Genomic DNA, 25,306 nt, shown 5'->3' on the forward strand with positions numbered 1-25,306 from the left:
GCGATGCGAGACTTTTCCCAGGACCACGACTGGCTGTCGATCAACACCGCGACGATCCGCAAGCAGCGCGGCGCCGAGGTCCCGCTCGACCGCATCATCGACCAGTGCGCCGCGCTCGGCATCCGCGCCATCAGTCCTTGGCGCGACCAGGTCGCCGGCGTCGGCCTCGACAAGATCGCGAAGCAGCTGAAGGCGCGCGGCATCGTGCTCTCGGGCTATTGCCGCGGCGGCTTCTTCCCGGCACCCGACGCGCCCGGTCTTCGGGCCGCGCTCGACGACAACCGCCGCGCCATCGATGAGGCGAAGACACTCGGGGCGCCTTGCCTGGTGCTGGTGGTCGGCGCCCTGCCCGGTGCGCTCGACGGCAAGGCCGCCTACAAGGACCTCGGCCGAGCGCGCGCCGAAGTGCGCGACGGCATCGCCGCTTCGCTGGCCTACGCGCGCCAGGTCGGCATGCCGCTGGCCATCGAGCCCCTGCATCCGATGCAGGCCGCCGACCGCGCGTGCATCAACACGCTGGAGCACGCCCTGGATCTCTGCGACGAACTCGACGCGCAACGCTCGGGCATGCTGGGTGTCGCGCTCGACGTCTATCACGTCTGGTGGGACCCGAAGCTGGAACAACAGATCGCGCGCGCCGGCAAGGAGCGTCTGCTGGCCTACCACGTCTGCGACTGGCTGACACCCACACGCGACCTGCTGTCCGACCGCGGAATGATGGGCGACGGCGTCGTCGAGCTCAAGAAGATCCGCGGCTGGGTCGAGGCGGCGGGCTTCGCAGGCTTCAGCGAGGTCGAGATCTTCTCGACGCTGGACTGGTGGCAGCGCTCCGGCGAGCAGACGCTGGAGATCTGCATCGAGCGGCACCGCAGCGCGGTCTGACCTTCCCCCTCGCGAGCCTCATTCCCGCATCGCCAACGGATTCGGCGACGGCTCGCCGACCTTCGTGAGCGTGTTGCGGTCGGTGTGATGGAAGGGTTCGGCCAGCCCCTGGATCTGCATCACGGTGTCCTGTTCGTAGGACCAGGTTCCGTCGGCATTGAACGCGACCTCGATACGCCACTCCAGCGTGGTGAAGGCATGCTCGATGAAGGGGTTGGACACGATGCCGTTCACCAGACTCCCGCGCGTGGCCGTCAGTTCGAAGCGGTCCGCGTCTGCGCTTGCCTTGCCGCTTGCCATCGCGATCTGCCCTCGGGGAATCGCCAGTGTCTGCATGACGGTACCGGTGGCGGGCTCCCACAACCAGTAGCCGACCTGGTCGTGATACATCTTGGTCAGGCCGGGCTTGTGGATGAAGGTGTGATAGCGCAGGCCATAGAGCACCTGCGGGCCGTTGGTCTGCGGATCGATCGGCTGCAGCTCGTAGTGCTCCACGTAGACCTGCGTCTTCGGGCCCTGCGCCTTGGGCTTGACATCCACGCCTTTCTCGCCGCGCCACAGGCCCGCCATCCTGCGCAGCGGGCCGAGGTTGTCGAGGGTTGCGCCATCCAGGTTGGAAGGCTCGGTGTAGATGTCGTCGGGGAACGTGGGCATGGTGGGGTCCGGGAGAGCTGTGTCGAGGTCGTTCGATGGGTCCTGGGCCGACTCCGGCCCGTCATCGAGCCCAAGTCTACGTCCCGTCACCCCACATCCAGCCGAGGCGACGGGCCAGGTCGTGCCGGGAAGTGGCCGGTGTAAAATGCGCGGTTTTCCCAGTATGGTGCAAGTGTCACGGCGCACAGGTCTCACCGGCTCGGCGCTCATTCGCTTGCTCGCTCGGCTGGCCGACACCGACGCCCCCGAATCCAAACAGTCTTTCGCGGATCGATTGAGTCATTGGCTCAGTTGGACCGACGCCATCTCGCTGTCCGCGGCGTTGGATGGCAGTCCGTCGACTCCGCCACCTGGCGCACGGGCTTCCGGAAGCGCCGAAGAAGGCGAATGCAAGCGCGTGCGAACCGCGCTGGTGAATGCCATCGCCACCCCCATGGACACGACAACCGACTTCGCGCCCTACCGTCGGCGCTACCTCGCCAGGCAACAGGCGATGGAGGCGAGCATCGGCCCCTTGCGCGGTCGTCTGCGTTCGAGGCTGGCCGCCGGATCGCCTGCCATGGCCCGGCTTGCCGCGGTCGATGCGGTCATGGAGCAGGTGCTGGGTGCGCACGAGCAGCGCCTGCTGGCCACCGTGCCCGCGCTGCTCGAGAAGCACTTCACGCGCCTGCGCCGGGCCGACCAGGCGACGCCGCCGGACGAGGCCGACGCGGAACGCCAGCCCGGAAAGTGGCTGGACGTCTTCGGCAAGGACATGCAGGGCGTGCTGCTCGCCGAACTGGATCTTCGATTTCAACCGCTCGAAGGACTGCTCGAAGCCCTTCGCTCGAGCCAACCCAAACCTCCATGACCAGATTTCTTCATCACGCCGCATTCTTCGTGGGCCTGGCCGCCGTGTGCTGGGTCGGCGTCGGCTACATCGGCACCAACCCGCTGGCACTGGCGATCACGCTGCTCATCGGCGCCTTCTACCTGATGGGCGCGCTGGAACTGCACCGCTTCCACCAGGCCACCTCCACCTTGGCCAGCGCCGTGGCGGACATGTCCAATCCCCCCGCGAGCCTGGGCCACTGGCTCGACCAGTTGCATCCTTCCCTGCAGAACGCGGTGCGCCTGCGCATCGAGGGCGAGCGCGTCGGCTTGCCCGGCCCCGCCCTGACGCCGTACCTGACCGGGCTGCTGGTGCTGCTGGGGATGCTGGGCACCTTCCTCGGCATGGTGGTCACCCTGAACGGCACCGGCACGGCACTGGACAGCGCGTCCGACCTGCAGGCCATCCGCTCCTCCCTGGCCGCCCCGGTCAAGGGCCTGGGGCTGGCGTTCGGCACCTCGCTCGCGGGCGTGGCCGCGTCCGCGATGCTGGGCCTGGTCTCCGCCTTGTGCCGGCGCGACAGGCTGCAGACCGCGCAACTGCTCGACACGCGGATCGCGACCACCCTGCGTGTGTTCTCGCTGGCCCATCAGCGCGAGGAGTCCTTCAAGCTGCTGCAGCGGCAGGGCCAGGCGATGCCCGAACTGGTCGATCGGCTGCAGACCATGATGGCGATGATGGAACGGCAGAGCCAGGCGCTGAACGAGCGCCTGATCTCCGGCCAGGACAGCTTCCACAGCAAGGCCGAGGCCGCGTATGCGGGCCTGGCCTCTTCCGTCGGCCGATCCTTGCAGGAAAGCCTGACCGAGAGTGCCCGCGCTGCGGGCGCGACGATCCGGCCGGTGGTCGAAGCCACCATGGCCGGGATCGCGCGCGAGGCGGCCTCGTTGCACGACACCGTCGAGCACAGCGTGCAGCGGCAGCTGGACGGGCTGTCGACCCGCTTCGAGGCGACCACCACCACCGTGGCGGAGCTCTGGAAGACCGCGCTCGCCGGGCACCAACGCGCGAGCGAGGCGCAATCCAAGGACCTGCGCACCACGCTCGACCACTTCGCCGAAACCTTCGAGCAACGCTCGGCATCGCTGATCGAGGGCGTCTCCGCCCGGCTGGACACCACGGTCGACAGCGTGTCGGACACCTGGCGCAGCGCCCTGGCGCAGCAGGAGCGTGTCGGCGAGAACCTGTCGAGGGACACGCAGGGCGCCTTGGCGGCGGCGGCGGCGACCTTCGAGCAGCACGCGGCTTCGCTGCTGCGCACGGTGGACCAGGCGCATGCGGACCTGCAGACGGAGATGGCGTCGCAAGACCAGCAACGGCTGGCGGCCTGGACCCAGGCGCTCGAGACGATGGCCGTGTCGCTACAGCAGGAATGGCAGCAAGCGGGCGCGCGCAGCGAGAGCCAGCAGCAGCAGATCTGCCGGACGCTGGCGGAGACCGCCACCGACATTTCCGCCCAAGCGCAAGCGCACGCGAAGAATACGATCGCCGAAATTGCCCAGCTCATGCAAGCCGCCTCGGAAGCCCCGCGCGCCGCGGCCGAAGTGATCGCCGAACTGCGCCAGAAGCTGTCCGACAGCATGGCCCGCGACAACGCGATGCTGGAGGAGCGCAGCCGCATCCTGGAAACGCTGGAGACCCTGCTCGGCGCCGTGAACCATGCCTCCACCGAACAGCGCGCCGCGATCGACGCTCTGGTCGCTGCGTCGGCGGATCTGCTGGACCGTGTGGGCGCGCGCTTCACGGAGAAGGTCGACGAGGAGTCCGGGAAGATGGCCGAGGTCGCCGCACAGATCACCGGCAGCGCCGTCGAGGTGGCGAGCCTGGGCGAAGCATTCGGCTTCGGGGTGCAGCTGTTCAGTCAATCGAACGACAAGCTGGTGACCCATCTGCAGCGCATCGAAGGCGCGCTCGGCAAGTCCATCGCACGCAGCGACGAGCAACTGGACTACTACGTGACGCAGGCCAGAGAAGTCATCGACCTGAGCATCATGTCGCAGAAGCAGATCGTCGAGGATCTGCAGCAGCTGGCGAGCAGTCGTGCGGCCGTGGGCAGCGAAGCGTGATGACCGAGGACATGGACGCCGGCCTGGAGCCGACAGTGCCGGTATGGGCCGTCTTCGGCGACCTGATGTCGGGGCTGCTGGGGGCTTTCGTGCTGATCCTGGTGTGCGTGCTCGGCATGCAATTGGAACTCGCGACCAAGCTGGAAGCCGAGGTCAAGCAGCGGCAGGTGGAAGCGCAGCGGCTGCAGGCGCTCGAGAAAGCCCTGGCCGGGCCCCTGGCGGCGGGCCGGGTGACGTTGAACAACGGGCGCATCGGCATCAGCGGCAGCGTGCTGTTTTCCGTCAACTCCGCGGAGTTGCAGCCCGACGGCCGGCAACTGTTGAAGAGCCTGACCGCACCGCTGGCCGCCTACCTGCAGGCCCGCAACGAGATCCTGATGGTGAGCGGCTTCACCGACGATCGGCAGGTGCGTGACGGCAACCGCCGGTTCGCCGACAACTGGGAGCTGTCGGCCCAGCGGGCCCTGACGGTGACCCGGACGCTGATCGAGGAAGGCGTCCCATCGGCCTCTGTCTTTGCCGCAGCGTTCGGTTCCGAACAGGCGGTGGCGTCGAATGCCGACGCCGACGGACGATCGAAGAACCGGCGAGTCGAAATGGCACCCACGCCGCGGCCCTCGAACGCAAGCATGTTGCCCCGTGAGTAGCGACGAGGCAGGCGGAACCGGCGCGGCGTCCATGGTCCGAAGCATGGACCCGGGCGCCATCATCGATGCATGGCGCAAGCGCGGCGACCATCGTTTCGATCCCGTCCGCCTTCGCTTCATCGAAGCGCTGGCCCGACGGGCGGCCGCCCACCATGGCGACGCGCGGCGCATCCTGGACGACAAGCTGGCCAGGCTGCTTGCGGCATATGGCGAGGATCTCGAAAGAGCCCGGAGCACGGACGGCGACACCACGAGAGCGCAAGGCCCCTCCCGTCGCGGGCCGCTCGCGGAGCTCGTCGACCACGTCGCCCGGCACCCGTCGTCCCACGGGGACGGCACGGCGGCACGCGACACTGTGGCCAGTCTCTCCGCCCCGGCCGAACTGAAGACGCTCAGGTACTTCAGAAGCACCTGGTCGAAGCTCAGCGCCGATCGACGGCTGACGCAGTCGCTCGCGAAGATGCCGCAAAACGCCGGCCCCCTCAACTCGCACCATCTCGTGCATCGCTCGCTCACGCTGATGCGCGACCTGTCGCCGGAATACCTCAACCGGTTCATGTCCTATGTCGACGCCTTGCTGTGGCTCGACCAGGTGAATGGCGGCAGTGCCTTGGCCGGAACGGACGCACCGCGCGCCGAGAGCCACAGGAAGGCCGCTCGCGGCAGATCCGGCTGATGCCGGGACGAGCGTCCGGGCAGGAAGTTCTCCCCTGCCGCTGTGGAGAATGTTGTGGAAAACCGTGCTGGCTTCGAGCGAAATCGTTGCCTGGCGTGGCCTGCAACAGGGTGCCTCCGAAAGCAGCACGGTCCGACTCGCGCAAGCAGTGAAGCGGCGGCGCACGGCCTCATCGCGTTCTCGCGCGTCACGGTCCCGTCTTCGCGTGTTGGCTCCGGTACTTCGCGATTTCCGATTTCAGGTCGGTGTACTGTTCGCACGGGAAAAAGCAGAGCGAATCGAGTGCCTTCAACTCCTGCTCGGCCCGCCCGAGATCGCCCATCTGCAGGTAGGCCTCGCCGAGATACTCGTGCGCGCCCCTGTGCTTCGGATTGATCCTCAGCGCCCTGTCATAGTCGCTCAGTGCGGCCTCCATGTTGCCCAGTTTGCGGTGCGCGTGGCCGAGCTCGTTCCAGGCGTCGGCGTCGCCGGGACTGCGCAGGGTGTAGACGGTCATGTGCGCCAGGACTTGCGGCCAGTCCTCCTTGCTGACAGCGGCCATTCCCGCCCTGAAGTCGGGATCTGGATTTGCCAGTTCGCCCATTCCAGGTCCGCCACCTCCACCTCCGCCTCCGCCTCCGCCTCCACCGCCACCGCCACCGCCACCGCCACCAGCGGCCAGGGCAGACAGACTGACGGCCAGCGACATGGCTGAAATGAATGCAACAACTGCGCGTTTCATGGTGATTTCTCCTTCACGGACAAAGTTTCAGCGGCTGTCGATGCGACCGTAGACACCATGAGCTCCTCCACCGGGCCCCGCGGCAAAGAACAGCGTGTTGGCAGGTTGGTTGTCGATCCCATTGCCGAACGCGATGCCGCGCAAGCCATCGATCACGATCGGATTGCCGTCCATCATGGAGAGCGTGCCCATCAGTGCGCCAGTCGCCGGGTTGAACGCGTGGATCTTCCCGTCCCCGACATTGGCGACCAGCAATGCGTTGCTGAAGGCACCGAAGTTGGCCGGCGCCATGGCCATGCCCCACGGCGCATTGAGCGCACCGCCGACCGGAACGAGCCGTTTGACGAGGTGTCCCGCGGTGTCGAAGGCGTCGACGGCGCCCAGGCCGGCGCCTGCGACCTCGTTGCGCGCCGACGTGTCCTGCCTGGCGTAACTGACATAGATCAGGCCGCCGATCGCCTGGAGCCCGAATGGCGCGTAGCCGGCCGGCAATGCCTGATCGATGAAGCCGCCCGCAACGTCGACCTTCGTGAAATTCGCGTCGAACACGTCGACGTTCGCGTGGCGAAAATCAGCCGCGTACAGCAGGTCCGACGTGCCTGTGCTGGCGAGCGCCAGGCCCTTGTAGACCGTACCCGCGCTGCCGCCATCGAAGACCATGACGGCATGGGTCATGTCCACCGTGGGCGACCAGCCCGACAAGGTGCCTGCTTCGCCAGCGAAGATGAAGGCACTGGCACCGGACATGCCGTTCAGCGTGACCATGAAGTCCTGGTGGCCATTGAATACGATGCCCGTCGGCGCGGCGCTGCCGGCGGCGCCGGGCGGAATCGCCACGACCAGCGATTGCGGCGTGCCGTTGCCGTCGTAGAGCGTCGAGGTCGAGGTCCCGTTGCTCGTCACCCAGGCGAATCCCGTCGGGTTGAAGGCCACGCCCCGTCCCTTGACCAGATGCGGATCCGTGCTGGCGGTGCCGTACGGATTGTTCACGCCGGAGAGGTCGGAAACGAGGTTGGTTGCGACGTAGCTCATGCCGGTGGCGGGGCTCATACCGGCGCCCATACCGGCGCCCGTACCGGTGCCGGTGCTGACGCCCATCGGAGATGCGCCGACGGAGCTTCCTCCACCGCCGCAGGCGGCCAACACCAACGCACTCGCACAAGCGAGCCCGTACAACTTCAAGCGATAGGCACTCATTTGCGACTCCTTTCGAGCTGGGTACGGTGTATTCCGCGCCGAGACCAAAAGGTTCATTCGCCGGCGATTCAGAAGGCCAGCGACGCGCTGAGCACCAGCGCGCCATTGGCCGCGCGCCCATAGGCGGTCGGATAGACCGCACTGCGACCGCCGGCGACCCAGTCGAGTCGCACTTCCCATGCGTCGCGCGCGACGGCCAGCCCCAGGCTCCCATCGAGGGTCAGGCGCCCGCCTTCTGCGGAAGCCCCGCCGACCCGCATCAGGGCGCCCAAGTGGGCGGTCGCGCGCGTCAGTGGCGAGAGCGGCAGCCCGGCGTTGAACTCGCCATAGGCAGTGCGTGCGCCGCTGCCGAAATAGTCGGGCGCGTAGAGCAGCCGCATGTTCCACCGTTCGCCACTCAGGCCCGCGAACCCCTCTGCATAGTCGTACCGCGAGTCGGCGCCGTAATGAACGGCGGTGGCACCCGCTTCCCAGCCGAGGCGATCCGAAAGCCGGCCCGCATACCCGGCGTAGCCGAGCACCTGCAGCTGTCGCCGGAGTTCTGGCCCCAGCGTCACGCCCGTGAGCGATGCGCCGCCGAACCAGCCGTTCGGATCGTCGTGCGCGACGCTCAGACTCAGCGTCGGCCGCTCGTCGCTGAGGGAAACGCCGCGGTAGCGATAGTCAGAAAAGAACGCAACGTTGCCGCCGGTTTGTGCGAAGGCGACGCCGCAGGCAAGGCATAGCGAGGTGCAGAGCGCGGCATGCAGACCGGCGGTCGGCATGTCACTGACGAACGTTGAGGGGTGTCGTGGAGCGCGTCACGGTGCGGACGCAGGCACCAGAGCCTGCGACGCGTGTCAGTGTGGCACAAGCGTCGATTCCTCCGCCGGGAAAATACACGACGCTGGCCATGGAGGGCGGCACCGCGTGCGCCGGTGACCGCTCGCGCATCAAGGCGAACAGCCCCGCCACATGGGCTGCGGCAAAGGACGAGCCCGATACGAGGTCCCAGCGGGCGCCGGGCAGCGTGGTCGGCACATCTCGCCCCGGCGCGACCAGGGCTCCCAGGAAGTCCGGACCGCCGGTGTCGTCGGCGACGGCCACGACGCCGGCGTGCGAGGCCGGAAATCCGCCGTCCGGCAGGCTTCGGTCGACGGCGCCGACGACGCTGATGCGGCGCGTCAGGGCCACGTCCAGCAGCCTGTCCAGCAAGCGATCGGGCGGGCCGCTGAGGCTCAGGTTGATGATGTCCGCCTGATGCGAAATGGCGAAGTGCAGTGCCATGGCAAGGCTCAGGCTCGTGCACAGGGTCGCTTGGCTGTTCTCTTGCCAGCAGGCGCGCAGCGCCAGCAGGCGGGCGTTCGGTGCCACACCCACGATGCCGACGCCGTTGTCGGCGCGCGCGGCGATGATGCCGGCGACCGCGGTACCGTGATGCTCCGGAAGGTCGGGACGGCCGACGACAAAGTTCTGCTTCAACGCCACCTGACCGACAAGGTCAGGGTGGTCCTCGTCGACTCCGCTGTCGACGACGGCGACGCGCACGTCTCGGCCGGTGGAGGTCTCGTGCAGATCCGACAGGTGCCAGGCCTGCGCCGCCGGCTGCAGCGCGTACAGCGGGTCGTCGTGGCCGCGCGCCCGGTAGACGTTCATGGTCTGGGCCCAGGCGACGCGCGGGTCGCGCGACAACGCCTGCGCCACTTGTTCGGGCAGTTGGTCATCAGGCACTGTCAACACGAAGCAGTCCACACCCAGCAGCGGCATCGCCCAGTCGTTGACCAGCGTCAACCCGTGTTCGCGTGCCAGCGCAGCAGCCACGCGGCGCCGCGCGCCATGGGCGGGGCCGTCGCCATAGCCGCCCGAATAGGCGCTTTCGGGTCGAAAGTGTTCCGGCGGAAGACGCAACAACAGCAGCACCTGTTGGCCGGCGGCAGTCGATGCCGCCGCCTGATCGGCCGGCTCGGCGAAGGCGAGCGGCTGGACCGCGGCGAGAGCAAGCAGCCACGCGACCAGAAGGAACTTCATGGCACGACCCGGCCGTCGAGCGGTTCGACGAGCAACACCGCGCTTTCCTTGCGCAGCCGCGTCACCGCCGCCGTTTCGAAGCCGRCCGGCACGGCCAGCAGATAGGCATCGGTGACGGTCGGTCCGTAGACCAGCCGGGCCTCGCTGTCGCGCAGCACACGCCGCATTTCCTGTTCGGTGGCCTCGGGCCGGAACCTCACGATCAGGTTGCCGCTGTCGCCAGGTGTGGCCGCGGAGCCGCCGAGCGCCCGGAAGCGCTGTTCGGGAGCCAGCGGCAGGAGCAGCAAGCCGCTCAGCGCCGCGACCACGGCGAACTGCGCCGCCAATGCCCAGCGAGTCCACGCCGGGCCTTCGCGCCAGCGATCCTTCAGCCGCGCCAGGAACCCGACGCGGCGCCGCTGCACAGCGGCGCCGGCGATGCGCTCGCGCAACAGCGCGAACTCCTGGTCGACATCACCCCCCGGGGCGTCGATGTCCGCATAGGTGGCCTGGAACCTTCGTTCCCAAGCCAACTCGGCCTGGCAGCGCGGGCACTCGGCGATGTGGGCTTCGACACGGAGGCGATCTTCCGCACCGAGGCTCGCGCCGACATACCACGGCAGCAGCGCCTGCACCTTCTGATGCAAGTCGGTGCCGAGGTGTACCACCCGCCCGCTCACAGCCAGTCCTCCAGCCGGCCGGACAGCAATGTCTTCAGCCTGCGCCGTGCGTGGAACATGCGCGTCTTCACGGTGTCGACCGGACAGCCGATGATCTCGCCGATCTCGCGGCAGCCGATGCCGTGGAAATAGGTGAGATGGACCACCGCACGCTGCTCGAGCGAGAGGCAGTCCAGGGCTTGTGCCAGCACCGCGCGCGTTTGCGACTGCGCGGCATGGTACTCAGGACCGGCCTCCAGGGGCGCAGGATGATCGATGTCGCGCTCGTCCTGCACGGGCTCGTCCAGGCGGCTCAGTGCCTGGATGGCCTTGCGGTAGGCGATCGCGAAGATCCAGGTAGAGACCTTGCAGTGGCCGTTGTAGGTTCCGGCCCGGTTCCAGACGACCAGCATCGTGTCGTTGAGCAGTTCTCCGACGAGACCGGGCCGCCTGGTCACGCGGCCCAGGAAACGCGTGAGACGCGGATGGTAGACGCGGTACAGCTGCTCGAACGCTTTCGACTCGCCGTCCGCGGTTCGGCCGACCAGACGCGCCTCGGCGCGTTCGGCCAACGGCGACCCCTCGTCCTGAGTCCGAACGGCGTCGCGGGGCATGCTCGGCATGGAAGGCTCGTGATGTGAGGCGTTCAGAGACTCTACTCCCTTGCGCTCGAGCTGGGCCACGGCAGGGTCAGCGGTCGTCACCGTCGCGGCCCTCGGACGCGGGCACCGCCGGCCGCACCGCCTTTTGGCTCCCGCTCAACACCCAGGCTCTCTGGCTCGGGGCAAAGCGCGGCGCCAGCAGCCCGTCATTGATCTCGCGCGTGACCGCGAAGCGGTTGAAGGAGGTCGGCGGAAGGAACAGCCGCGCGTTGTCCGCGAAGCCATCGGAGGCCGTGTCGACGTCGCCTTCCACGGCCGAAATGACGCCGTCGCCATTGGCGTCGACCCGCTTGACCTCGATCGCATAGGCGTCATACAGGCGCTGCGGGAACGGCACGCCAGGCTCGAAGGACTTGACCCGTTCGTAGATGTCCAGATAGATCTCGTGCGCCAGGCCGCTCGGAATGAACCGCATCCGGTACTCGCGTTGTGCATCGGCTTCGCCGTCGAACTTGTCGGCGTCGCGGGGGCCGCTGCCCGTCAGCGCGCCGAGGGTGTTGGGATTGTCGCCATAGGTCACGGGGTTGTTCTTCACGCCAGCGGGGCCTGATCCCGGCACGATGGACGACAGTGCACCGAGCTGGCCCGCCTCGAAGCTGCCCGGCAGGCCGCCAGTGAAGGGCAACTCATAGGTCGGATGGACCCAGTTCGTCGTGTAGTTGAATTCCCAGTAGGAATGGCAGTCGCTTTGCTGCAGGCAGTTGTACGCCCCCATGCTCAACTGGATCGGCACGACGTTGGTCTGCCGGCTCGGAAACTGGTCGTCGGCGCCAGGAAGATGCACATCGCGCCCGTCCATCGTGAAGAACTGGCCCGGCACGTTGTGGCCATTGCCCATCGCCTTCAGCGCGGCGGCGTCCTCCGGCGTGATCGTGCCGAACGCCGGCTTGGCGGAGCCCGACGGCGAAGCCACGGGCGCGACGCGCAGATCGTGGATCATCCAGCCTTCGTACCAGCCGCTTTCGTTGTTGATGACGAACAGACCCGAGAGGTCGGTGAAGATGTCGATGAACGCGCGGATGTCGGTCGGGTCGGTCGGCAGTTCCGGCTTGGGCTCCACCACCAGCCGCACGGCACCGATCGTGGGCAGCCCGCAGTCGAATCCGGTGGCGGTCAGTTGCACCTGGTCGTTCACACCCGGGAACCGCTTAGTGAACGGATTCGGCTCGAAGCCTGTCGCGTCGAGCACGTAGTACTGAAACAGCTGGCTCGGCTGATCGGCTTCAGCGTACGCCTGGATGGGCAGCGCCGAATGCGGGCGCTCGGCCAGTGCCTCCAGACGATCCTTCAATGGATCCGGCAGATGCCGCACGTCCCCGCGCTGCTCGACGATCTCGCCGTCGGCCCTGGCATGCGGGTTCGGATGGCACGGCGGCGGTGGCTGGTTCGACCCTGCGGCAGCCTCGACGCTTCCCCAACCGACGCCGCAGGCGACGGCAAGGCAGGCGCCGGCAACGCGACTGAGGTGAAACCGACGGGCGATCGACAACCGTGGGATGTTCATGGTGACCTCCAAGCGGGTTGAAACACGGACCCGGACGGCGCTTGCCGACCGGACCCGTTCATTCCCGACAACGGACGATCGGTTCAATACCCATGGAGGCAGCTCGGCAAAAGCGGGGCATGCGTTGGCGCGTCGGTCGCGACGGAACCCTCAATGGGCATCCATGGCGCGCCGCAGGATGTACCCGAACACGGCAACGCCGGCGAGCGCCGCGATGACCGTGAGGCTCAAGTCCGGGGCCTCGGATTTCGAGGATCGCGTCGCGGCGGCGGCCTGCGAGCCACTGGACTCGGGCACCTCCGCGAAGGGGGTGTAGATCGCCCCGCCGGGGCCGACCGCAGCGTCGGTCTTCGCGCTGCTCGAGCCACCGTCGGACAGCGCGGTGCTGTCGACAGGTGGGCGCGAAGCGCCACGGTGGGACGGGCCTCCGCCGATGGCTTCGGTGCGGGCATGCGCAGGCATCATCGTGGCAAGTACGACGAGAACCGCTCCGACGAATGCTCCTGGGGTCATGCCATGCCTCGTTTTTCCGATCGGTTCATTCCCGGAAACGCAAGATCGGTTCAATGCCCATGGCCCGACGCGATACAAGTAGCGACCCGAAGAAGTCGCCCAGGCTGTCGAGCCGCACTTCGGCGCCTGAAGCGCATTATTCGACGAACAGCAGCGCAGGGGCTTCGATCGTTGCGCGCATCGCCTGCACGAACCGGGCGGCGTCCATGCCGTCGACCACCCGGTGGTCGAACGATGACGACAGGTTCATCATCCGCCGCGACACGACGGCACCGCCGCGCAGCACCGGGCGTTCGACGATCCGGTTGACCGCGACGATGGCGACCTCGGGGCGGTTGATCACCGGCGTCGACACGATGCCGCCGAGCGCGCCGAGGCTGCTGATCGTGATCGTCGAGCCGCTCAGTTCCGCGCGCGTCGCGCGGCCCGCCCGCGCGGCTTCGGCCAGGCGCGCCAACTCGGCGGCCATGGCCCACAGGTCGCGTGCCTCGGCATGCCGAACGACCGGCACGACCAGGCCGTGCCGGGTCTGCGTGGCGATGCCGATGTGCACCGCGCCGTGACGCGTGACGACGCCCGCTTCGTCGTCGAAGAGGGCGTTGACCTGCGGGAACTCGCGCACCGCCAGCACCATCGCACGCATGAGCAGGGGCAGCAAGGTCAGGTGCCCCCGCTCGGCGCTCCATTTCGTGTTGAGCGCCGCGCGCAGGGCCTCGACCTCGGTGACGTCGACTTCCTCGACGTAGCTGAAATGCGGAATGCGACGTTTAGATTCCTGCATCTGCAACGCGATGCGGCGGCGCAGGCCGATGACGGGCACCGCCTGCTGGTCGTTGCGTTCGGCGCTCCCCGTTCCGGGCGCACGGTCCGGCGGCCGCGTGCCATGCGCGGCGACATGCGCGTCGAGGTCGGCATGCACGATGCGGCCAGCCGTGCCGCTGGCCACAACGCCGCCGAGGTCGACGCCGAGTTCCCATGCGCGCCTGCGCACCGCCGGCGAGGCGATCGGACGGTCCGCCGCGGGCCTCGCGGGCCCCGCATACGGCGGCGGCGTTGCGGCAAGCTTCGCTGCCGGCGAAGGTGGCGGGGCGGCCCGCGCAGGCGCAGCCACGGGCGCCTCGGCGTCGCCGGCCCGCTCGATGCGAATCAGCTCGGCGCCGACCGCCAGTGTCTGTCCGACCTCTCCGCCCAGCGCAAGCACGCGGCCCGCGACCGGCGACGGAATCTCGACGATGGCCTTGTCGGTCATCACGTCGGCCAGACCCTGGTCTTCGACCACCGCGTCACCCGGCCGTACGTGCCAGGCCACGAGCTCGACCTCCGCGGTGCCTTCGCCCACGTCGGGCACCTTGATCACATGGATGCTGCCGGCCACGTCATGCCTCCATCGCGCGCCTGAACGCCGCAGCCACGCGCGCCGGGCCAGGGAAATAGGCCCATTCCAGCGCGTGCGGGTACGGCGTGTCCCAGCCGGCCACGCGTTCGACGGGCGCCTCCAGGTGATAGAAGCAGTGCTCCTGCACCAGCGCCACGAGTTCCGCGCCGAAGCCGCTGGTGCGCGTGGCTTCGTGGGCAACGACACAACGGCCGGTCTTCCTGACCGAGGCGACGATCGCCTCCAGGTCCAGTGGCCAGAGGCTGCGCAGATCGATGATCTCGGCATCCACGCCGCTCTCGGCCGCGGCCGCCTCCGAGACGAACACCATCGTGCCGTAGGTCAGCACGGTCAGGTCGGCGCCCCTGCGGAACACCGCGGCCGTTTCGAGCGGCACCGTGTAGTGCCCTTCGGGCACCTCGCCCAATGCGTGCTGCGACCAGGGCACCACCGGCCGGTCGTGGTGGCCATCGAACGGTCCGTTGTACAGCCGCTTGGGCTCGAGAAAGATCACCGGGTCGTCGTTCTCGATCGAGGCGATCAGCAGGCCCTTGGCGTCGTAGGGATTGCTGGGCATCACGGTGCGCAGGCCGCAGACATGCGTGAACAGCGCCTCCGGACTCTGGCTGTGCGTCTGCCCGCCGTAGATGCCGCCGCCGCAGGGCATGCGGATCGTGATCGGCGCGCTGAAGTCGCCGGCCGAGCGATAGCGCAGCCGCGCGGCCTCCGAGACGATCTGGTCCGAGGCCGGGTAGAAGTAGTCGGCGAACTGCACCTCGACCACCGGGCGCAGTCCGTAGGCCGCCATGCCGATCGCCGAGCCGACGATGCCGCCCTCGGAGATCGGGGCATCGAAGACGCGCGAGCGGCCGTGCTTCGCCTGCAGTCCTTCGGTACAGCGGAACACGCCGCCGAAGTAGCCGACATCCTGACCGTAGACCACGACGTTCGGGTCGCGCTCGAGCATCACGTCCATCGCCGAGCGCAGGGCCTGGACCATCGTCATGCGGGCCATGTCAGCGCCCGCCCACTGAACGCCCCCTCGGGGGGCAGCAATGCACGAAGTGATGAGCGTGGAGGCAGACCATGTCAGCCACGCGCCTGCCGCAACTGCGCTTGCAGGTGCGCCGGCATGTCCTTGTAGACGTCCTCGAACATCGACTCGAGCGGCGGGACATGGCCGTCGATCAGCGTCCCGCCGTAGCGCTCGGCCTCCTTCAGCGCAGCGGACACCTCGGCCTCGAGTTGCTCTTGCGTGCGCTCATGCTCTTCGTCGGACCAGGCGCCCAGGCCCACCAGATGCTGCTTCAGCCGGGCGATCGGGTCGCCGAGCGGGAAATGCTGCCAGTCGTCGGCAGGCCGATAGCGCGACGGGTCGTCCGACGTCGAGTGCGCGCCGGCGCGGTAGGTGACCCATTCGATCAGCGTGGGCCCGAGATTGCTGCGCGCCCGCTCGGCCGCCCAGCGCGACGCCGCGAGCACCGCGAGAAAGTCATTGCCGTCGACGCGCAGCGACGCGATGCCGCAGCCGACGCCGCGCGCCGCGAAAGTGGTTGCCTCGCCACCGGCGATGGCCTGGAAGGTCGAGATCGCCCACTGGTTGTTGACGACGTTGAGGATCACGGGCGCGCGGTAGACATGCGCGAAGGTCAGCGCCGTGTGGAAGTCGGATTCGGCCGTGGCGCCGTCGCCGATCCACGCCGACGCGATCTTCGTGTCGCCCTTGATCGCCGAAGCCATGCCCCATCCGACCGCCTGGATGAACTGCGTCGCCAGGTTGCCGCTGATCGAGAAGAAGCCGGCGCGCCTGTACGAATACATCACCGGCAACTGGCGTCCCTTCATCGGATCGCGCGCGTTGCTCATCAACTGGCAGATCAGCTCCACCAATGGAATGTCGTCGCGCGCCAGCAGCAGGCCCTGCTGACGGTAGGTCGGAAATGACATGTCGCCCGGCTCGATGGCGAACGCATGGGCGGTCCCTATGGCCTCCTCGCCCAGGCACTGGATGTAGAACGAGATCTTCTTCTGCCGCTGCGCAATCAGCATCCTGGCGTCGAAGGCTCGCGTCTTCATCATCGCGCGCAGGCCGCGCTTGAACAGCGGCACATCGGGCTGCGGCGCCCACGGGCCGACAGCGCGGCCGTCCTCGCCGAGCACGCGCACAAGCGTGAATGCCAGGTCGGCAGTGTCGACCGGCGAGGCGTCGAGGGCCGGCTTGCGCACGGCGCCGGCAGGCGACAGGTGCAGGTAGGAGAAGTCGGTCTCGTGACCCGGACGCCCGGTCGGCTCGGGCACGTACAAGCGCAGAGGTTGCGGCGAGTTCATCCTCGTTCTCTCGGCGCGAGCCTGTCACGCCACCCGCACAGTATGCGCTGCAAAGCGCAGCGAAGGAATACGCTTCGCCGCACCTGCGCAGGTCGGACGCGCCCACCCATCGCGGCCACGCTGCAAGCGTCGACAGGTGCGATCAGGCCCGTCATCGAGGCCTGCGGACGGCCCCCCTCAGAGCCGGCGCGCCTGCACCGGCTGACGCGACCAGTAGACACCGTCGAGGCGATCGAGCCGCACCTCGCCGCCGGTCGACGGCGCGTGCACGAATCGCCCCTCTCCGACGTAGATGCCCGCGTGCGACGGCGTGGAAGCGCCGAAGAGCACCAGGTCGCCGGAGCGGATCTCGGACACCGGCACCGGGCGGCCGAAGGCGCCCATCCGCGCCACGGTGCGCGGCGTCGCCTGGCCTGCGCTCTTTCGATACACGTAGCCGATGAGCCCGCTGCAATCGAAGCCGCCTTCCGGCGTGTTGCCGCCGTAGCGGTAGGGTGTGCCGACCAGGCCGAGCGCATGGATCGCGGCGTCGTTCGATTGTTCAGCCGTCAGCGCCGCGGCGCCGACGGCGGGCCCCGGCGCCGGTGGGCTCGCGCAGCCCAGCGCCAGGAGGCAGGCCGCGATCGGCAACAGGCGCAGCAGATGGATGCGGGAACGTGCTGTTGGAACGGGGGCGTCGGACATCATGAATCGGTCGTGCTGAATGGCTGGTCGTATGGGGCGTACTGTATTCAAGATTGCCAGGCCTCGATCCGGGCGAACGTCCGCTTCGAGCGGATATGACGTCTTCGCACACACGCTACTCCGGGGTGTAGAGTTGAACGAGTTCGAAAGTCGATCGTGAAAACCTTGTTTCTGGTGCGCCATGCCAAATCGAGTCGGGACGATCCGTCCTTGCCCGACCGCGAGCGACCGTTGGACGATCGCGGCCACCAGGACGCGCCCGCCATGGGCAAGCGCCTCGGCAAGCGCGGAGTGAAGCCCGAGCTGATCGTGTCGAGCCCGGCACTGCGCGCGCTGACGACGGCGCAACTCATCGCCGCGGAGATCGGCTACCCACGCGAGGCCATCTTCGTCGACGAACGGCTCTACGCCAGCAGCCCGGACGGCCTGCTCGCCGTCATCTGCGCACTCGACGACACGCTGGAGCACGTGATGCTCTTCGGCCACAACCCCGAGTTCACCGACCTCGCGCACCGGCTGTCGAACGAGATCGTCGACATGCCCACGTGCGCTGTCGCCGAGTTCCGCTTCGACGCGAAGGCGTGGGCCGATGTCCGGGAGATCACCCCGGCGAAAGTGAAGCTGGACGCGCCGAAGAAGTAGCGCCCGGCGACATCCCGCAGCTGTGCTGCAATCCGCTGCATGCCTGAGACGACCCTCGATGCCTTGCGCCGCTACGCGGTGGCGCGGACCCTTTTCACGCCGACGACGCTGCCGCGCGCGATCCAGCGCCTGGGCTTCGTGCAGGCCGATCCGATCCGCGCGCCGGCGCGCGCGCAGGACCTCACGCTGCGCCATCGCGTCAAGGACTACCGCGTCGGCGATCTGGAGAATCGCTACACGCGGCTCGCGGTCGAGGAAGACTGCCTCGTCAACTACGGATTCCTGCCGCGCGAGCACCTGGCGCTGATGCACCCGCGCGAGGCCGGGCGCGCATGGGATGCCGAGACCCGGCGCAAGGCGGCCGATGTGCTGGCTTTCGTGCGCGAGCGCGGGCCGGTGCATCCGCGCGAGGTCGAGCAGCATTTCGCGCATGGCCGCATGAAGAACTACTGGGGCGGTTCGAGCAACGCCAGCACGCACCTGCTCGACGGCATGCACTACCGCGGCATGCTGCGCGTGAAGCGGCGCGACAGCGGCACGCGCGTCTACGAGGCGGTGACGCACCCGCCCGCCGACGACAGCCCCGCCGGCCGGGCGCAGCGCGCCGCCGCGCTGATCGATCTGGTGGTGCGCAAGTACGCGCCCCTGCCGGCCGCGAGCCTGACCTACCTCGTGCGCCTGCTCGGCTACGGCGCCCCGCATCTCTCGGTCCAGGTGCAAGCGGCGCTGCGCCTGGCGCGCGAACAGCTCGCCAGTTGCCGCATCGATGGCACGACCTGGTACTGGCCGGCGGACGACAACCCGGCCTCGCGACGTCACGCGCCCGACGAGCAGCTTCGCCTGCTCGCCCCCTTCGACCCGGTGGTGTGGGACCGCCGCCGTTTCGAACTGCTGTGGGGCTGGGCGTACAAGTTCGAGGCCTACACGCCGGCGTCGAAGCGAAAGTTCGGCTACTACGCCCTGCCCATGCTGTGGCACGAGCGCGTGATCGGATGGGCCAATGTCTCGGCGCGCGACGGCCGGCTGCAGCCCGCTTTCGGCTATGCCGGCACCCCGCCGACGGGCGCCGCGTTTCGCGCCGCGCTCGACGAGGAGATGCAGCGCATGGCGCAATTCCTGGCCGCTCGCTGAGGCGCCGACGCGCCAGCCCCGGCCGGTCCGGGGTCTTGGCCCCTGGGCGACAGCGCGGCCGGCCGGACTTGCCTAGAATCCGTGCTGCTTCGGCGCGAGCCGGAGCAGCGTTCTCAGGGCGGGGTGAGATTCCCCACCGGCGGTGATGGCGGCGCAAGCTGCACGAGCCCGCGAGCGCCCGAGGCTCTGCTTGAGTCTCGGGGTCAGCAGACCTGGTGAGATCCCGGGGCCGACGGTCACAGTCCGGATGAAAGAGAGCGCGATCCCGTGGTCGGGCCGGCGCGTTCTCGTGCCGGCCGGGCGTCGGGTTCGTGCGCCCTGATTCAGGAAATCCTTGCAAAGGCAAACCATGAGTCAGATCAACGACCTTCCCCTCTCCGCCATCCCTGCCTCGGACGCCCCGCGCGGCCAGCGCATCGCCTTCGTTCAGGCGCAGTGGCACTCGGACATCGTCCACCAGGCGCGCGACGCCTTCCTGGCCGAAATGAAGCGCCAGGGCGTGCCGCTCGACACCATCGACGTGTTCGACGTGCCGGGCGCCTTCGAGATCCCGCTGCACGTCAAGCGGCTCGCGACCTCGGGCCGCTATGCCGCCATCGTCGGCTGCGCCCTGGTGGTCGACGGCGGCATCTACCGCCACGACTTCGTCGCCACCACAGTGGTCAACTCGCTGATGACGGTGCAGCTGGAGACCAACGTGCCGGTGCTGTCGGCGGTGCTCACACCGCATCACTTCCACGAGCACGTGGAACACCGCAGGTACTTCCACCAGCACTTCGCGGTGAAGGGCACCGAGGTGGCCGAAGCCTGCGTCAGGACCATCGAGGGCCTGCGCCGCGTCGATGCGCTGATCTCGGCCTGATCACGGTCCTCGCAGGCGGAAGGCGCCGAGGCGTGAAAATAGGCGGATGCAAACCAGCCAAGTCACCCTCTTCCACAACCCGGGCTGCGGCACCTCGCGCAATACGCTGGCGCTGATCCGTGAACACGGTCTCGAGCCCGAGGTGATCGAATACCTGAAGACGCCGCCCACCCGCGAGCGGCTGCGCGAGCTGGCCGCCGCGATGGGCGTTCCGGTGCGCGATCTGCTGCGCCAGCGCGGCACGCCTTACGACGAGCTCGGCCTCGGCGACACCCGGTGGACCGACGACCAGCTGCTCGACTTCATCGTCGCGCACCCGATCCTCCTGAACCGTCCGATCGTGGTCACGCCGCTGGGCACGCGCCTGTGCCGGCCGGCGGAACAGGTACTCGAAATTCTTCCGAAGCGCTGAGCGCGACGCTCAGCTCGCTTGCTGCAGGAGTGCCGGCAGCGACGACGCCAGCAGCGCCACCCCCGAGGCCGTCAGCAGCCCCAGCACCAGGTTGCGGAACGCCGCCTCGCTGATGCCGATGTAGAGCCGGGCGCCGAGCAGGACCGGAACCAGCACCGCGAGCGCCACGATCCCGAGCAGCGGCAGCATCTCGGCCCCGACATTGCCGGCGCCGAGATGGAACGCGAACGACACGGCGAGCATCGCGAGATTGAAGTTCTGGACCACCGCGCGGCTCGCGTCCTTCGGCATGCCGCGCACGCTGCACCAGAGCGTCGGGATGGCCCCGGCGAAGCCCGCGACGCCGCTGCAGATGCCTCCCAGCAACCCCGAAACGCCGTCGGCCGCGCGCCCACCCGCCCGGACCTTCGGCAGGCTCCGCGCCATCAGCATGTCCGGGCACCAGATCACCAGCAGGCCGCCCACGCAGGCCTTGAACAGCGGCACGTCGAGCCGGGGCAGCAGCCAGACGCCGAGCGGCACGCCGGCCAGCCCACCGACCAGGAAGGGCCACAAGGTCGGCCAGTCGAAGCCGCGGCGCACCGTGACAGCCGCGATCAACTGCCCGGTGAGGGCGCCGAACACCGCCAGCATGGCGGCAAGCATCGGCTCCACCGTCCAGGCCCAGAAGGACATCGCGACCAGCCCGAAGGCGAAGCCCGAGAGCCCCTGCACGAAGCCGGCGACCACCGCGCCGAGCGCGACGACCAGGTAGAGCGAGGCAGGCAAGAAGCGTCAGGCCGAAGCGGGCAACAGGGCTTCGCGGCGGACGCGTCGGACGTTGAAGGCGCTGGCGATCAACACGCCCTGCACCACCGCCAGGCCCACGATCACGCTGACGTACTGGCCGTGGTCCATCAGCCGGCCGAAGATCAGCGGCGCGACCGCCTGCCCGATATCCAGCCCGGCATACACGACGCCGTAGACGCGGCCGGTGGCATTGGCGGGCGTCGAGCGCTTGACCAGCAGGTCGCGCGACGGTCCGGCGATGCCCGAGGCGAAGCCCATCGCTCCGAACATCACCGGCACCAGCGCTGGCGCCAGGTCGGCGAATGCCAGCACCAGCGCCAGCCCCGCGGCCATGCCGAAGCTGGCGCCGACGATGCGCTCGCAGCGCGACGGATCGGAGGCCAGGAAGCCGCCCACCACCATGCCGGCCGCGCTGGCGACCATGTAGACGGTCAGGCAGATCGCGATCAGTGCCACCGGCACCTCGTGCAGGCGCCCGGCCGCGGACGGCGCGAAGGTCTGCACCACGCTCAGCGCCATTGCATAGAAGAAGAAGAAGCCGAAGCACATCCAGACGGCCGGAATGCGCAGGAAGGCCAACTCGCCGCCGGCTGCGGCGTCCGCGCCGACGGCTTTCTGCACCGCCTTCACGTCGAGCGACAGCGCGCTGCGGTTGAGCCACAGGACCCCCAGCACGACCACCGCCACGGCGCCACCCGACGCCAGTGCCACGCGCCAGCCGAAGGCCATCGCCAGCGGCACGACGAACGCCGGCGCCAACGCCCATCCCAGGCTGCCGGTGATGCCGTGCACGCTGTAGGCATGGCCCAGGCGCGTCGGCGCCACCTTGCGATTGAACAGCGTGTAGTCGACCGGGTGGAACACCCCGTTGCCGATGCCGGCCACGACCGCCGAGCCGAGCAGCATCCAGTAGTTCTGCGCCAGCGCATAACCGAAGGCCGCGAGGGCCAGCATGCCCAGCCCGACGAACAGCACGGGCCGCGGCCCGAGCTTGTCGACGATGAAACCCGAGGCCGCCTGCACCAGGCAGGAGACGACGAAGAACACGGTCAGAACGGCGCCGAGTTCGGTGTAGCTGACGTTGAACGCGTCCTTCAGCCATGGGAACAGCGGCGCCAGCAACAGCTGGCTGAAATGGCTGACGGCATGCGCCAGGCCGACGAGGCCGATCAGCTTGACGTCGGAGCGCACGGTGGGCGCGGAACTGGCGGAAGGAGCGGAAGACATGGATTGCAACAAGAAACTGGCGTGGGGGTCGATCCTAAGCCGGCCCGGCACGGCAGAATGGCGATACAGAGACAACATTTGTCGAATTCATGCCGCCCACCGCCGCCCCCATCGCGCCCGGTCCTGCCCCCGCCAACAGCGTCGGCCCGCTCACGCCGCACCTCTACGCGCCCGACGCCCTGCGTCCGCTGCGGGCCAAGGAGCATTTCCTCAATGCCGACACGCTGGTCGAACTGCACCGCCACCCCTGGCCGCAGCTGACCTTCTCGACCCGCGGCGTGATCCGCCTGAGCACCGAGGACGGCAGCTACATCGTGCCGCCCTCGCGCGCGCTCTGGGTTCCGGCGGACATGCCGCACAGCATCTCGCTGATCGAGGATGCCGAGCTGCGCACCGTGTACCTGCACAGCTGGCTGGGTCCGGTCTGGGAGCGCTGCGAGGTGCTCGAGATCAGCCCGCTGATGCGCGCGCTGATGCTGGCGCTGGACACCACGCCCGACGGCCTGCCGCCGGCCGATCCGCATGCGGCGCAGCGCGAGCGCTGGATCGCGCCGCTGCTGGTCGACGAGCTCGAGCGCGCCACCCAGATCCGCATCGACGTACCGTTGCCGGCTGACAAGCGCCTGCGCCAGCTGTGCGAGGCGCTGCTGCGCAACCCGGCCGGCCGCGCCACGCTGGCCGAACGCGCCCAGCAGATCGGCGCCAGCGAGCGCACGGTGGCCCGGCTGTTTCGCGACCAGCTTGGCATGAGCTGGCAGCAGTGGCGCCAGCAGGCGGTGCTGGCGCATGCGCTGCCGCTGCTCGCACGCGGCATGGCGGTGAGCCTGGTGGCCTCGGCCAGCGGCTACGCGACCGACAGCGCCTTCTGCGCGATGTTCAAGGCGGCCACCGGGCAGTCGCCGACGGCGTTCCAGCACAAGAAGCGCGGGTAGGTTGACCCCCACGCTCCCCCACTTCGTGTGGGTCGCTGCCCCCCGGGGGGGCCGCAGCCGCCTTGGGGCGGCCCGGCGCCGGCTGAACTGCTAGCCCAGCACGCGAAGCAGTTTCATCATCCGCCGCAGCTTCTCGCCATAGGGCGGATAGATCATCGACCCGGCCGACCAGCGCGACTGCACCAGCACCGCCTTCTGCTGCGTGAAGCGCAGGAAGCCGGCCTCCCCGTGGTAGGAGCCCCAGCCGCTTTCGCCCACGCCGCCGAACGGCAGGTTGTCGTGCGTGATGTGCATCAGCGTGTCGTTGACGGTGACGCCGCCGCTCACGGTGCCCGCCAGCACGCGGTCGCGCGCGGCCGTGTCGGTGCCGAACCAGTAGAGCGCGAGCGGTCGCGGGCGGGCATTGATGTAGCGGATCGCCTGCTCGCTGTCGTCGCACGGCAGGACCGGAAGGATGGGGCCGAAGATCTCCTCCTGCAAAAGCCGAAGGCCCGGCTCCGGGCCGATGACCAATGCGGGCGCCAGCTGCCGCGCTCCCGGGTCGGCAACGGGCTGCTCGATGCGGGCGCCGCTGTCCCTGGCCTCCTGGAGCAGCGCGCGCAGCCGCTCCAGGTGACCCTGTCCCAGGATCGCCGCGTAGTCGGGGTTGCCCTCGACGCGCGGGAACAGCCGCGCCACCGCGCGTTGCCAGGCCGCCGCGAAGTCGTCCTCGCGCCCGCGCGGCAGCAGCACGTAGTCGGGCGCGATGCAGGTCTGGCCGGCGTTCAGCAGCTTGCCGTGCGCGATGCGCAGCGCCGCCTCCTCGAGGTCGGCCGAGGCATCGACGATGCAGGGCGACTTGCCGCCCAGCTCCAGCGTGGTCGGCGTGAGGTTGGCCGCCGCGGCCTGCGCCACCTTGCGGCCCACCGCGGTCGAGCCGGTGAAGAACAGGTGGTCGAAAGGCAGCGCCGCGAACTGCGCCGCGATGCCCGCGTCCCCCTGCACCACAGTGAACTCCCCCGGGGCGAAAGCCTCGGCGACCAGCTCGGCGAGCAGCGCCGACGTGCGCGGCGTCAGCTCGCTGGGCTTGAGCATCACGCGGTTGCCCGCAGCCAGCGCCGTGGCCGCGGGGCCGAGCGAAAGCTGCAGCGGGTAGTTCCAGGGCGAGATGACGCCCACCACGCCGAGCGGCTGGCGCTGGACCCAGGCCCGCGCCGGCTGCAGGTGGATCGGCGTGCGCACGCGCACCGGCCGACTCCAGCCGGCCAGCCGGCACAAGAGCTGGCGCAGCAGGTTGCGCAGTACGAACAGGTCGGCCACCTCGGTGAGCGCCGCGGAGCGGACCCCGAAGTCGGCCTCGACCGCCGCCGCGATCGCGGCGCCGTGCCGGTCGAGCAGGCCCTGCACGCGCTGCACGCGGTCGCGCCGCTCGGCGATCGGCACGTCGGCGGCGTGGCGGCTGGCCCGGTGCTGGTCATCGAACAGGGATTGCAGGTCGGTCATGGCGCGAATCTAGCGCGCCCAGCGCCACAGCAGGGGCACATAGAGCAGCACGCACAGCGCGTCGAACACCGCGGCGCCGCGCAATCCCCGCAAGGCCGGTTCGTTCCAGGCCAGTGCGACGAGCAGCACCAGCCCCAGTTTCTCGACCGTGGCGGCCAGCACGATGGCGCCGCGCGCGCCCACGGGCCGCGACGCGACCATGAGCAACGCGCCCACGCACACCGCCATCAGCCCCCAGTGGCGCGCGTAGAACATGCCCGCGGCATCGCCCACCTCGATGCCGAGGGCGCCGAGCGTCGCCACCGGAAAGACGAACTGCAGGCCGGGCAGCATCGTGGCCAGTCCGGTCCAGAAAAGAAGACGCGAGCGGGGCGCGCTGGAAGTCATCGTTGCCTCTCCTGAAT

Annotated in this window: 26 protein-coding genes, 1 pseudogene and 1 riboswitch; of the genes and pseudogenes, 10 read left to right on the top strand and 17 right to left on the bottom strand. The window is 68.9% G+C overall.

From position 1 onward, the window contains the following. The first annotated feature begins 3 nt into the window (after positions 1–3). Positions 4–882, top strand: a complete 879-nt coding sequence (locus AB4Z46_RS04860) for a sugar phosphate isomerase/epimerase family protein (protein ID WP_442282347.1) — start codon at positions 4–6, stop codon at positions 880–882. Positions 883–900: 18 nt separating this feature from the next. On the opposite strand, the gene AB4Z46_RS04865 is transcribed toward AB4Z46_RS04860, so the two are convergent. Beyond that, positions 901–1,536 carry an FABP family protein gene (locus AB4Z46_RS04865; RefSeq protein WP_442282348.1) on the bottom strand — a complete coding sequence of 212 codons (636 nt, stop codon included), beginning with the start codon at positions 1,534–1,536 and terminating at the stop codon, positions 901–903. A 163-nt stretch (positions 1,537–1,699) separates the two neighbouring features. Here AB4Z46_RS04865 and AB4Z46_RS04870 point away from each other — a divergent pair, with 163 nt between their 5' ends. From AB4Z46_RS04870 to AB4Z46_RS04885, 4 genes are read left to right on the top strand one after another with little or no spacing between them, the layout of a single operon-like run. Beyond that, positions 1,700–2,386, top strand: coding sequence for a DUF3348 domain-containing protein (locus AB4Z46_RS04870; protein WP_442282538.1), 687 nt, complete (start codon positions 1,700–1,702; stop codon positions 2,384–2,386). Continuing rightward, entirely contained in the window at positions 2,383–4,473 is a 2,091-nt protein-coding gene (locus tag AB4Z46_RS04875) for a DUF802 domain-containing protein (RefSeq protein ID WP_442282349.1), read from the top strand. The genes AB4Z46_RS04870 and AB4Z46_RS04875 overlap by 4 nt, the downstream gene beginning before the upstream one ends. Beyond that, positions 4,473–5,120: an OmpA family protein gene (locus AB4Z46_RS04880; RefSeq protein ID WP_442282350.1), complete on the top strand. Its 648-nt coding sequence runs from the start codon at positions 4,473–4,475 to the stop codon at positions 5,118–5,120. Before AB4Z46_RS04875 ends, AB4Z46_RS04880 begins: the two co-directional genes overlap by 1 nt. A gap of 43 nt (positions 5,121–5,163) precedes the next feature. After that, positions 5,164–5,796, top strand: coding sequence for a DUF2894 domain-containing protein (locus AB4Z46_RS04885; protein ID WP_442282351.1), 633 nt, complete (start codon positions 5,164–5,166; stop codon positions 5,794–5,796). A 187-nt stretch (positions 5,797–5,983) separates the two neighbouring features. Here AB4Z46_RS04885 and AB4Z46_RS04890 read toward each other — a convergent pair whose 3' ends face one another. From AB4Z46_RS04890 to AB4Z46_RS04945, 12 genes are all read right to left on the bottom strand, one after another. Further along, positions 5,984–6,517, bottom strand: a complete 534-nt coding sequence (locus AB4Z46_RS04890; RefSeq protein ID WP_442282352.1) for a tetratricopeptide repeat protein — start codon at positions 6,515–6,517, stop codon at positions 5,984–5,986. A gap of 27 nt (positions 6,518–6,544) precedes the next feature. Next, entirely contained in the window at positions 6,545–7,615 is a 1,071-nt protein-coding gene (locus AB4Z46_RS04895; RefSeq protein WP_442282353.1) for a TIGR03118 family protein, read from the bottom strand. A 167-nt stretch (positions 7,616–7,782) separates the two neighbouring features. Further along, positions 7,783–8,478, bottom strand: coding sequence for a TorF family putative porin (locus tag AB4Z46_RS04900; RefSeq protein WP_442282354.1), 696 nt, complete (start codon positions 8,476–8,478; stop codon positions 7,783–7,785). 1 nt (position 8,479) lies between these two features. Continuing rightward, a complete protein-coding gene (locus tag AB4Z46_RS04905) occupies positions 8,480–9,721 on the bottom strand; it encodes a S8 family peptidase (RefSeq protein ID WP_442282355.1) in 1,242 nt (413 codons plus the stop codon). Beyond that, positions 9,718–10,380, bottom strand: coding sequence for a zf-HC2 domain-containing protein (locus tag AB4Z46_RS04910; RefSeq protein WP_442282356.1), 663 nt, complete (start codon positions 10,378–10,380; stop codon positions 9,718–9,720). Before AB4Z46_RS04910 ends, AB4Z46_RS04905 begins: the two co-directional genes overlap by 4 nt. Next, positions 10,377–10,982, bottom strand: a complete 606-nt coding sequence (locus tag AB4Z46_RS04915) for an RNA polymerase sigma factor (protein WP_442282357.1) — start codon at positions 10,980–10,982, stop codon at positions 10,377–10,379. The genes AB4Z46_RS04910 and AB4Z46_RS04915 overlap by 4 nt, the downstream gene beginning before the upstream one ends. A 67-nt stretch (positions 10,983–11,049) precedes the next feature. Beyond that, entirely contained in the window at positions 11,050–12,612 is a 1,563-nt protein-coding gene (locus AB4Z46_RS04920; protein WP_442282358.1) for a hypothetical protein, read from the bottom strand. A gap of 63 nt (positions 12,613–12,675) precedes the next feature. Beyond that, the gene (locus AB4Z46_RS04925; protein WP_442282359.1) at positions 12,676–13,038 is read right to left on the bottom strand and encodes a hypothetical protein; all 363 of its coding nucleotides are present in this window, start codon (positions 13,036–13,038) and stop codon (positions 12,676–12,678) included. A 136-nt stretch (positions 13,039–13,174) separates the two neighbouring features. Then, complete coding sequence (locus AB4Z46_RS04930) at positions 13,175–14,413, bottom strand: dihydrolipoamide acetyltransferase family protein (protein WP_442282360.1); 1,239 nt, start codon at positions 14,411–14,413, stop codon at positions 13,175–13,177. Between the two features lies 1 nt (position 14,414). After that, a complete protein-coding gene (locus tag AB4Z46_RS04935) occupies positions 14,415–15,428 on the bottom strand; it encodes an alpha-ketoacid dehydrogenase subunit beta (protein WP_442282361.1) in 1,014 nt (337 codons plus the stop codon). A gap of 74 nt (positions 15,429–15,502) precedes the next feature. Next, the gene (locus AB4Z46_RS04940) at positions 15,503–16,741 is read right to left on the bottom strand and encodes a 3-methyl-2-oxobutanoate dehydrogenase (2-methylpropanoyl-transferring) subunit alpha (protein WP_442282362.1); all 1,239 of its coding nucleotides are present in this window, start codon (positions 16,739–16,741) and stop codon (positions 15,503–15,505) included. A 177-nt stretch (positions 16,742–16,918) separates the two neighbouring features. After that, complete coding sequence (locus tag AB4Z46_RS04945; protein WP_442282363.1) at positions 16,919–17,425, bottom strand: C40 family peptidase; 507 nt, start codon at positions 17,423–17,425, stop codon at positions 16,919–16,921. 174 nt (positions 17,426–17,599) lie between these two features. On the opposite strand from AB4Z46_RS04945, the gene AB4Z46_RS04950 reads away from it, so the two are divergent. The 4 genes and pseudogenes from AB4Z46_RS04950 to arsC all read left to right on the top strand — a co-directional run. Next, positions 17,600–18,067, top strand: a complete 468-nt coding sequence (locus AB4Z46_RS04950) for a SixA phosphatase family protein (RefSeq protein WP_442282539.1) — start codon at positions 17,600–17,602, stop codon at positions 18,065–18,067. A 39-nt stretch (positions 18,068–18,106) separates the two neighbouring features. Beyond that, on the top strand, positions 18,107–19,198 hold the full coding sequence (locus tag AB4Z46_RS04955) for a DNA glycosylase AlkZ-like family protein (protein WP_442282364.1): 1,092 nt from the start codon (positions 18,107–18,109) through the stop codon (positions 19,196–19,198). Positions 19,199–19,303: 105 nt separating this feature from the next. Then, a riboswitch (FMN riboswitch) is annotated at positions 19,304–19,461 on the top strand. Positions 19,462–19,547: 86 nt separating this feature from the next. Continuing rightward, positions 19,548–20,060, top strand: coding sequence for a 6,7-dimethyl-8-ribityllumazine synthase (locus tag AB4Z46_RS04960; protein ID WP_442282365.1), 513 nt, complete (start codon positions 19,548–19,550; stop codon positions 20,058–20,060). Between the two features lie 46 nt (positions 20,061–20,106). Next, a pseudogene (arsC, locus tag AB4Z46_RS04965) lies at positions 20,107–20,466 on the top strand (arsenate reductase (glutaredoxin)); the annotation flags it as partial. A gap of 15 nt (positions 20,467–20,481) precedes the next feature. Here the strand turns inward: arsC and AB4Z46_RS04970 are convergent. Together AB4Z46_RS04970 and AB4Z46_RS04975 are read right to left on the bottom strand one after the other, a co-directional pair. After that, positions 20,482–21,240, bottom strand: coding sequence for a sulfite exporter TauE/SafE family protein (locus AB4Z46_RS04970; RefSeq protein WP_442282366.1), 759 nt, complete (start codon positions 21,238–21,240; stop codon positions 20,482–20,484). Positions 21,241–21,246: 6 nt separating this feature from the next. Then, positions 21,247–22,488: an MFS transporter gene (locus AB4Z46_RS04975; RefSeq protein WP_442282367.1), complete on the bottom strand. Its 1,242-nt coding sequence runs from the start codon at positions 22,486–22,488 to the stop codon at positions 21,247–21,249. Between the two features lie 89 nt (positions 22,489–22,577). Here AB4Z46_RS04975 and AB4Z46_RS04980 point away from each other — a divergent pair, with 89 nt between their 5' ends. After that, positions 22,578–23,420: an AraC family transcriptional regulator gene (locus tag AB4Z46_RS04980; RefSeq protein WP_442282368.1), complete on the top strand. Its 843-nt coding sequence runs from the start codon at positions 22,578–22,580 to the stop codon at positions 23,418–23,420. Positions 23,421–23,510: 90 nt separating this feature from the next. On the opposite strand, the gene AB4Z46_RS04985 is transcribed toward AB4Z46_RS04980, so the two are convergent. Further along, positions 23,511–24,902 carry a coniferyl aldehyde dehydrogenase gene (locus AB4Z46_RS04985; RefSeq protein WP_442282369.1) on the bottom strand — a complete coding sequence of 464 codons (1,392 nt, stop codon included), beginning with the start codon at positions 24,900–24,902 and terminating at the stop codon, positions 23,511–23,513. Between the two features lie 9 nt (positions 24,903–24,911). Beyond that, the gene (locus AB4Z46_RS04990; RefSeq protein ID WP_442282370.1) at positions 24,912–25,289 is read right to left on the bottom strand and encodes a hypothetical protein; all 378 of its coding nucleotides are present in this window, start codon (positions 25,287–25,289) and stop codon (positions 24,912–24,914) included. Positions 25,290–25,306 lie beyond the last annotated feature (17 nt).

This window comes from Variovorax sp. M-6, assembly GCF_052114385.1.
In the GTDB taxonomy this organism is placed as follows: domain Bacteria; phylum Pseudomonadota; class Gammaproteobacteria; order Burkholderiales; family Burkholderiaceae_C; genus Variovorax.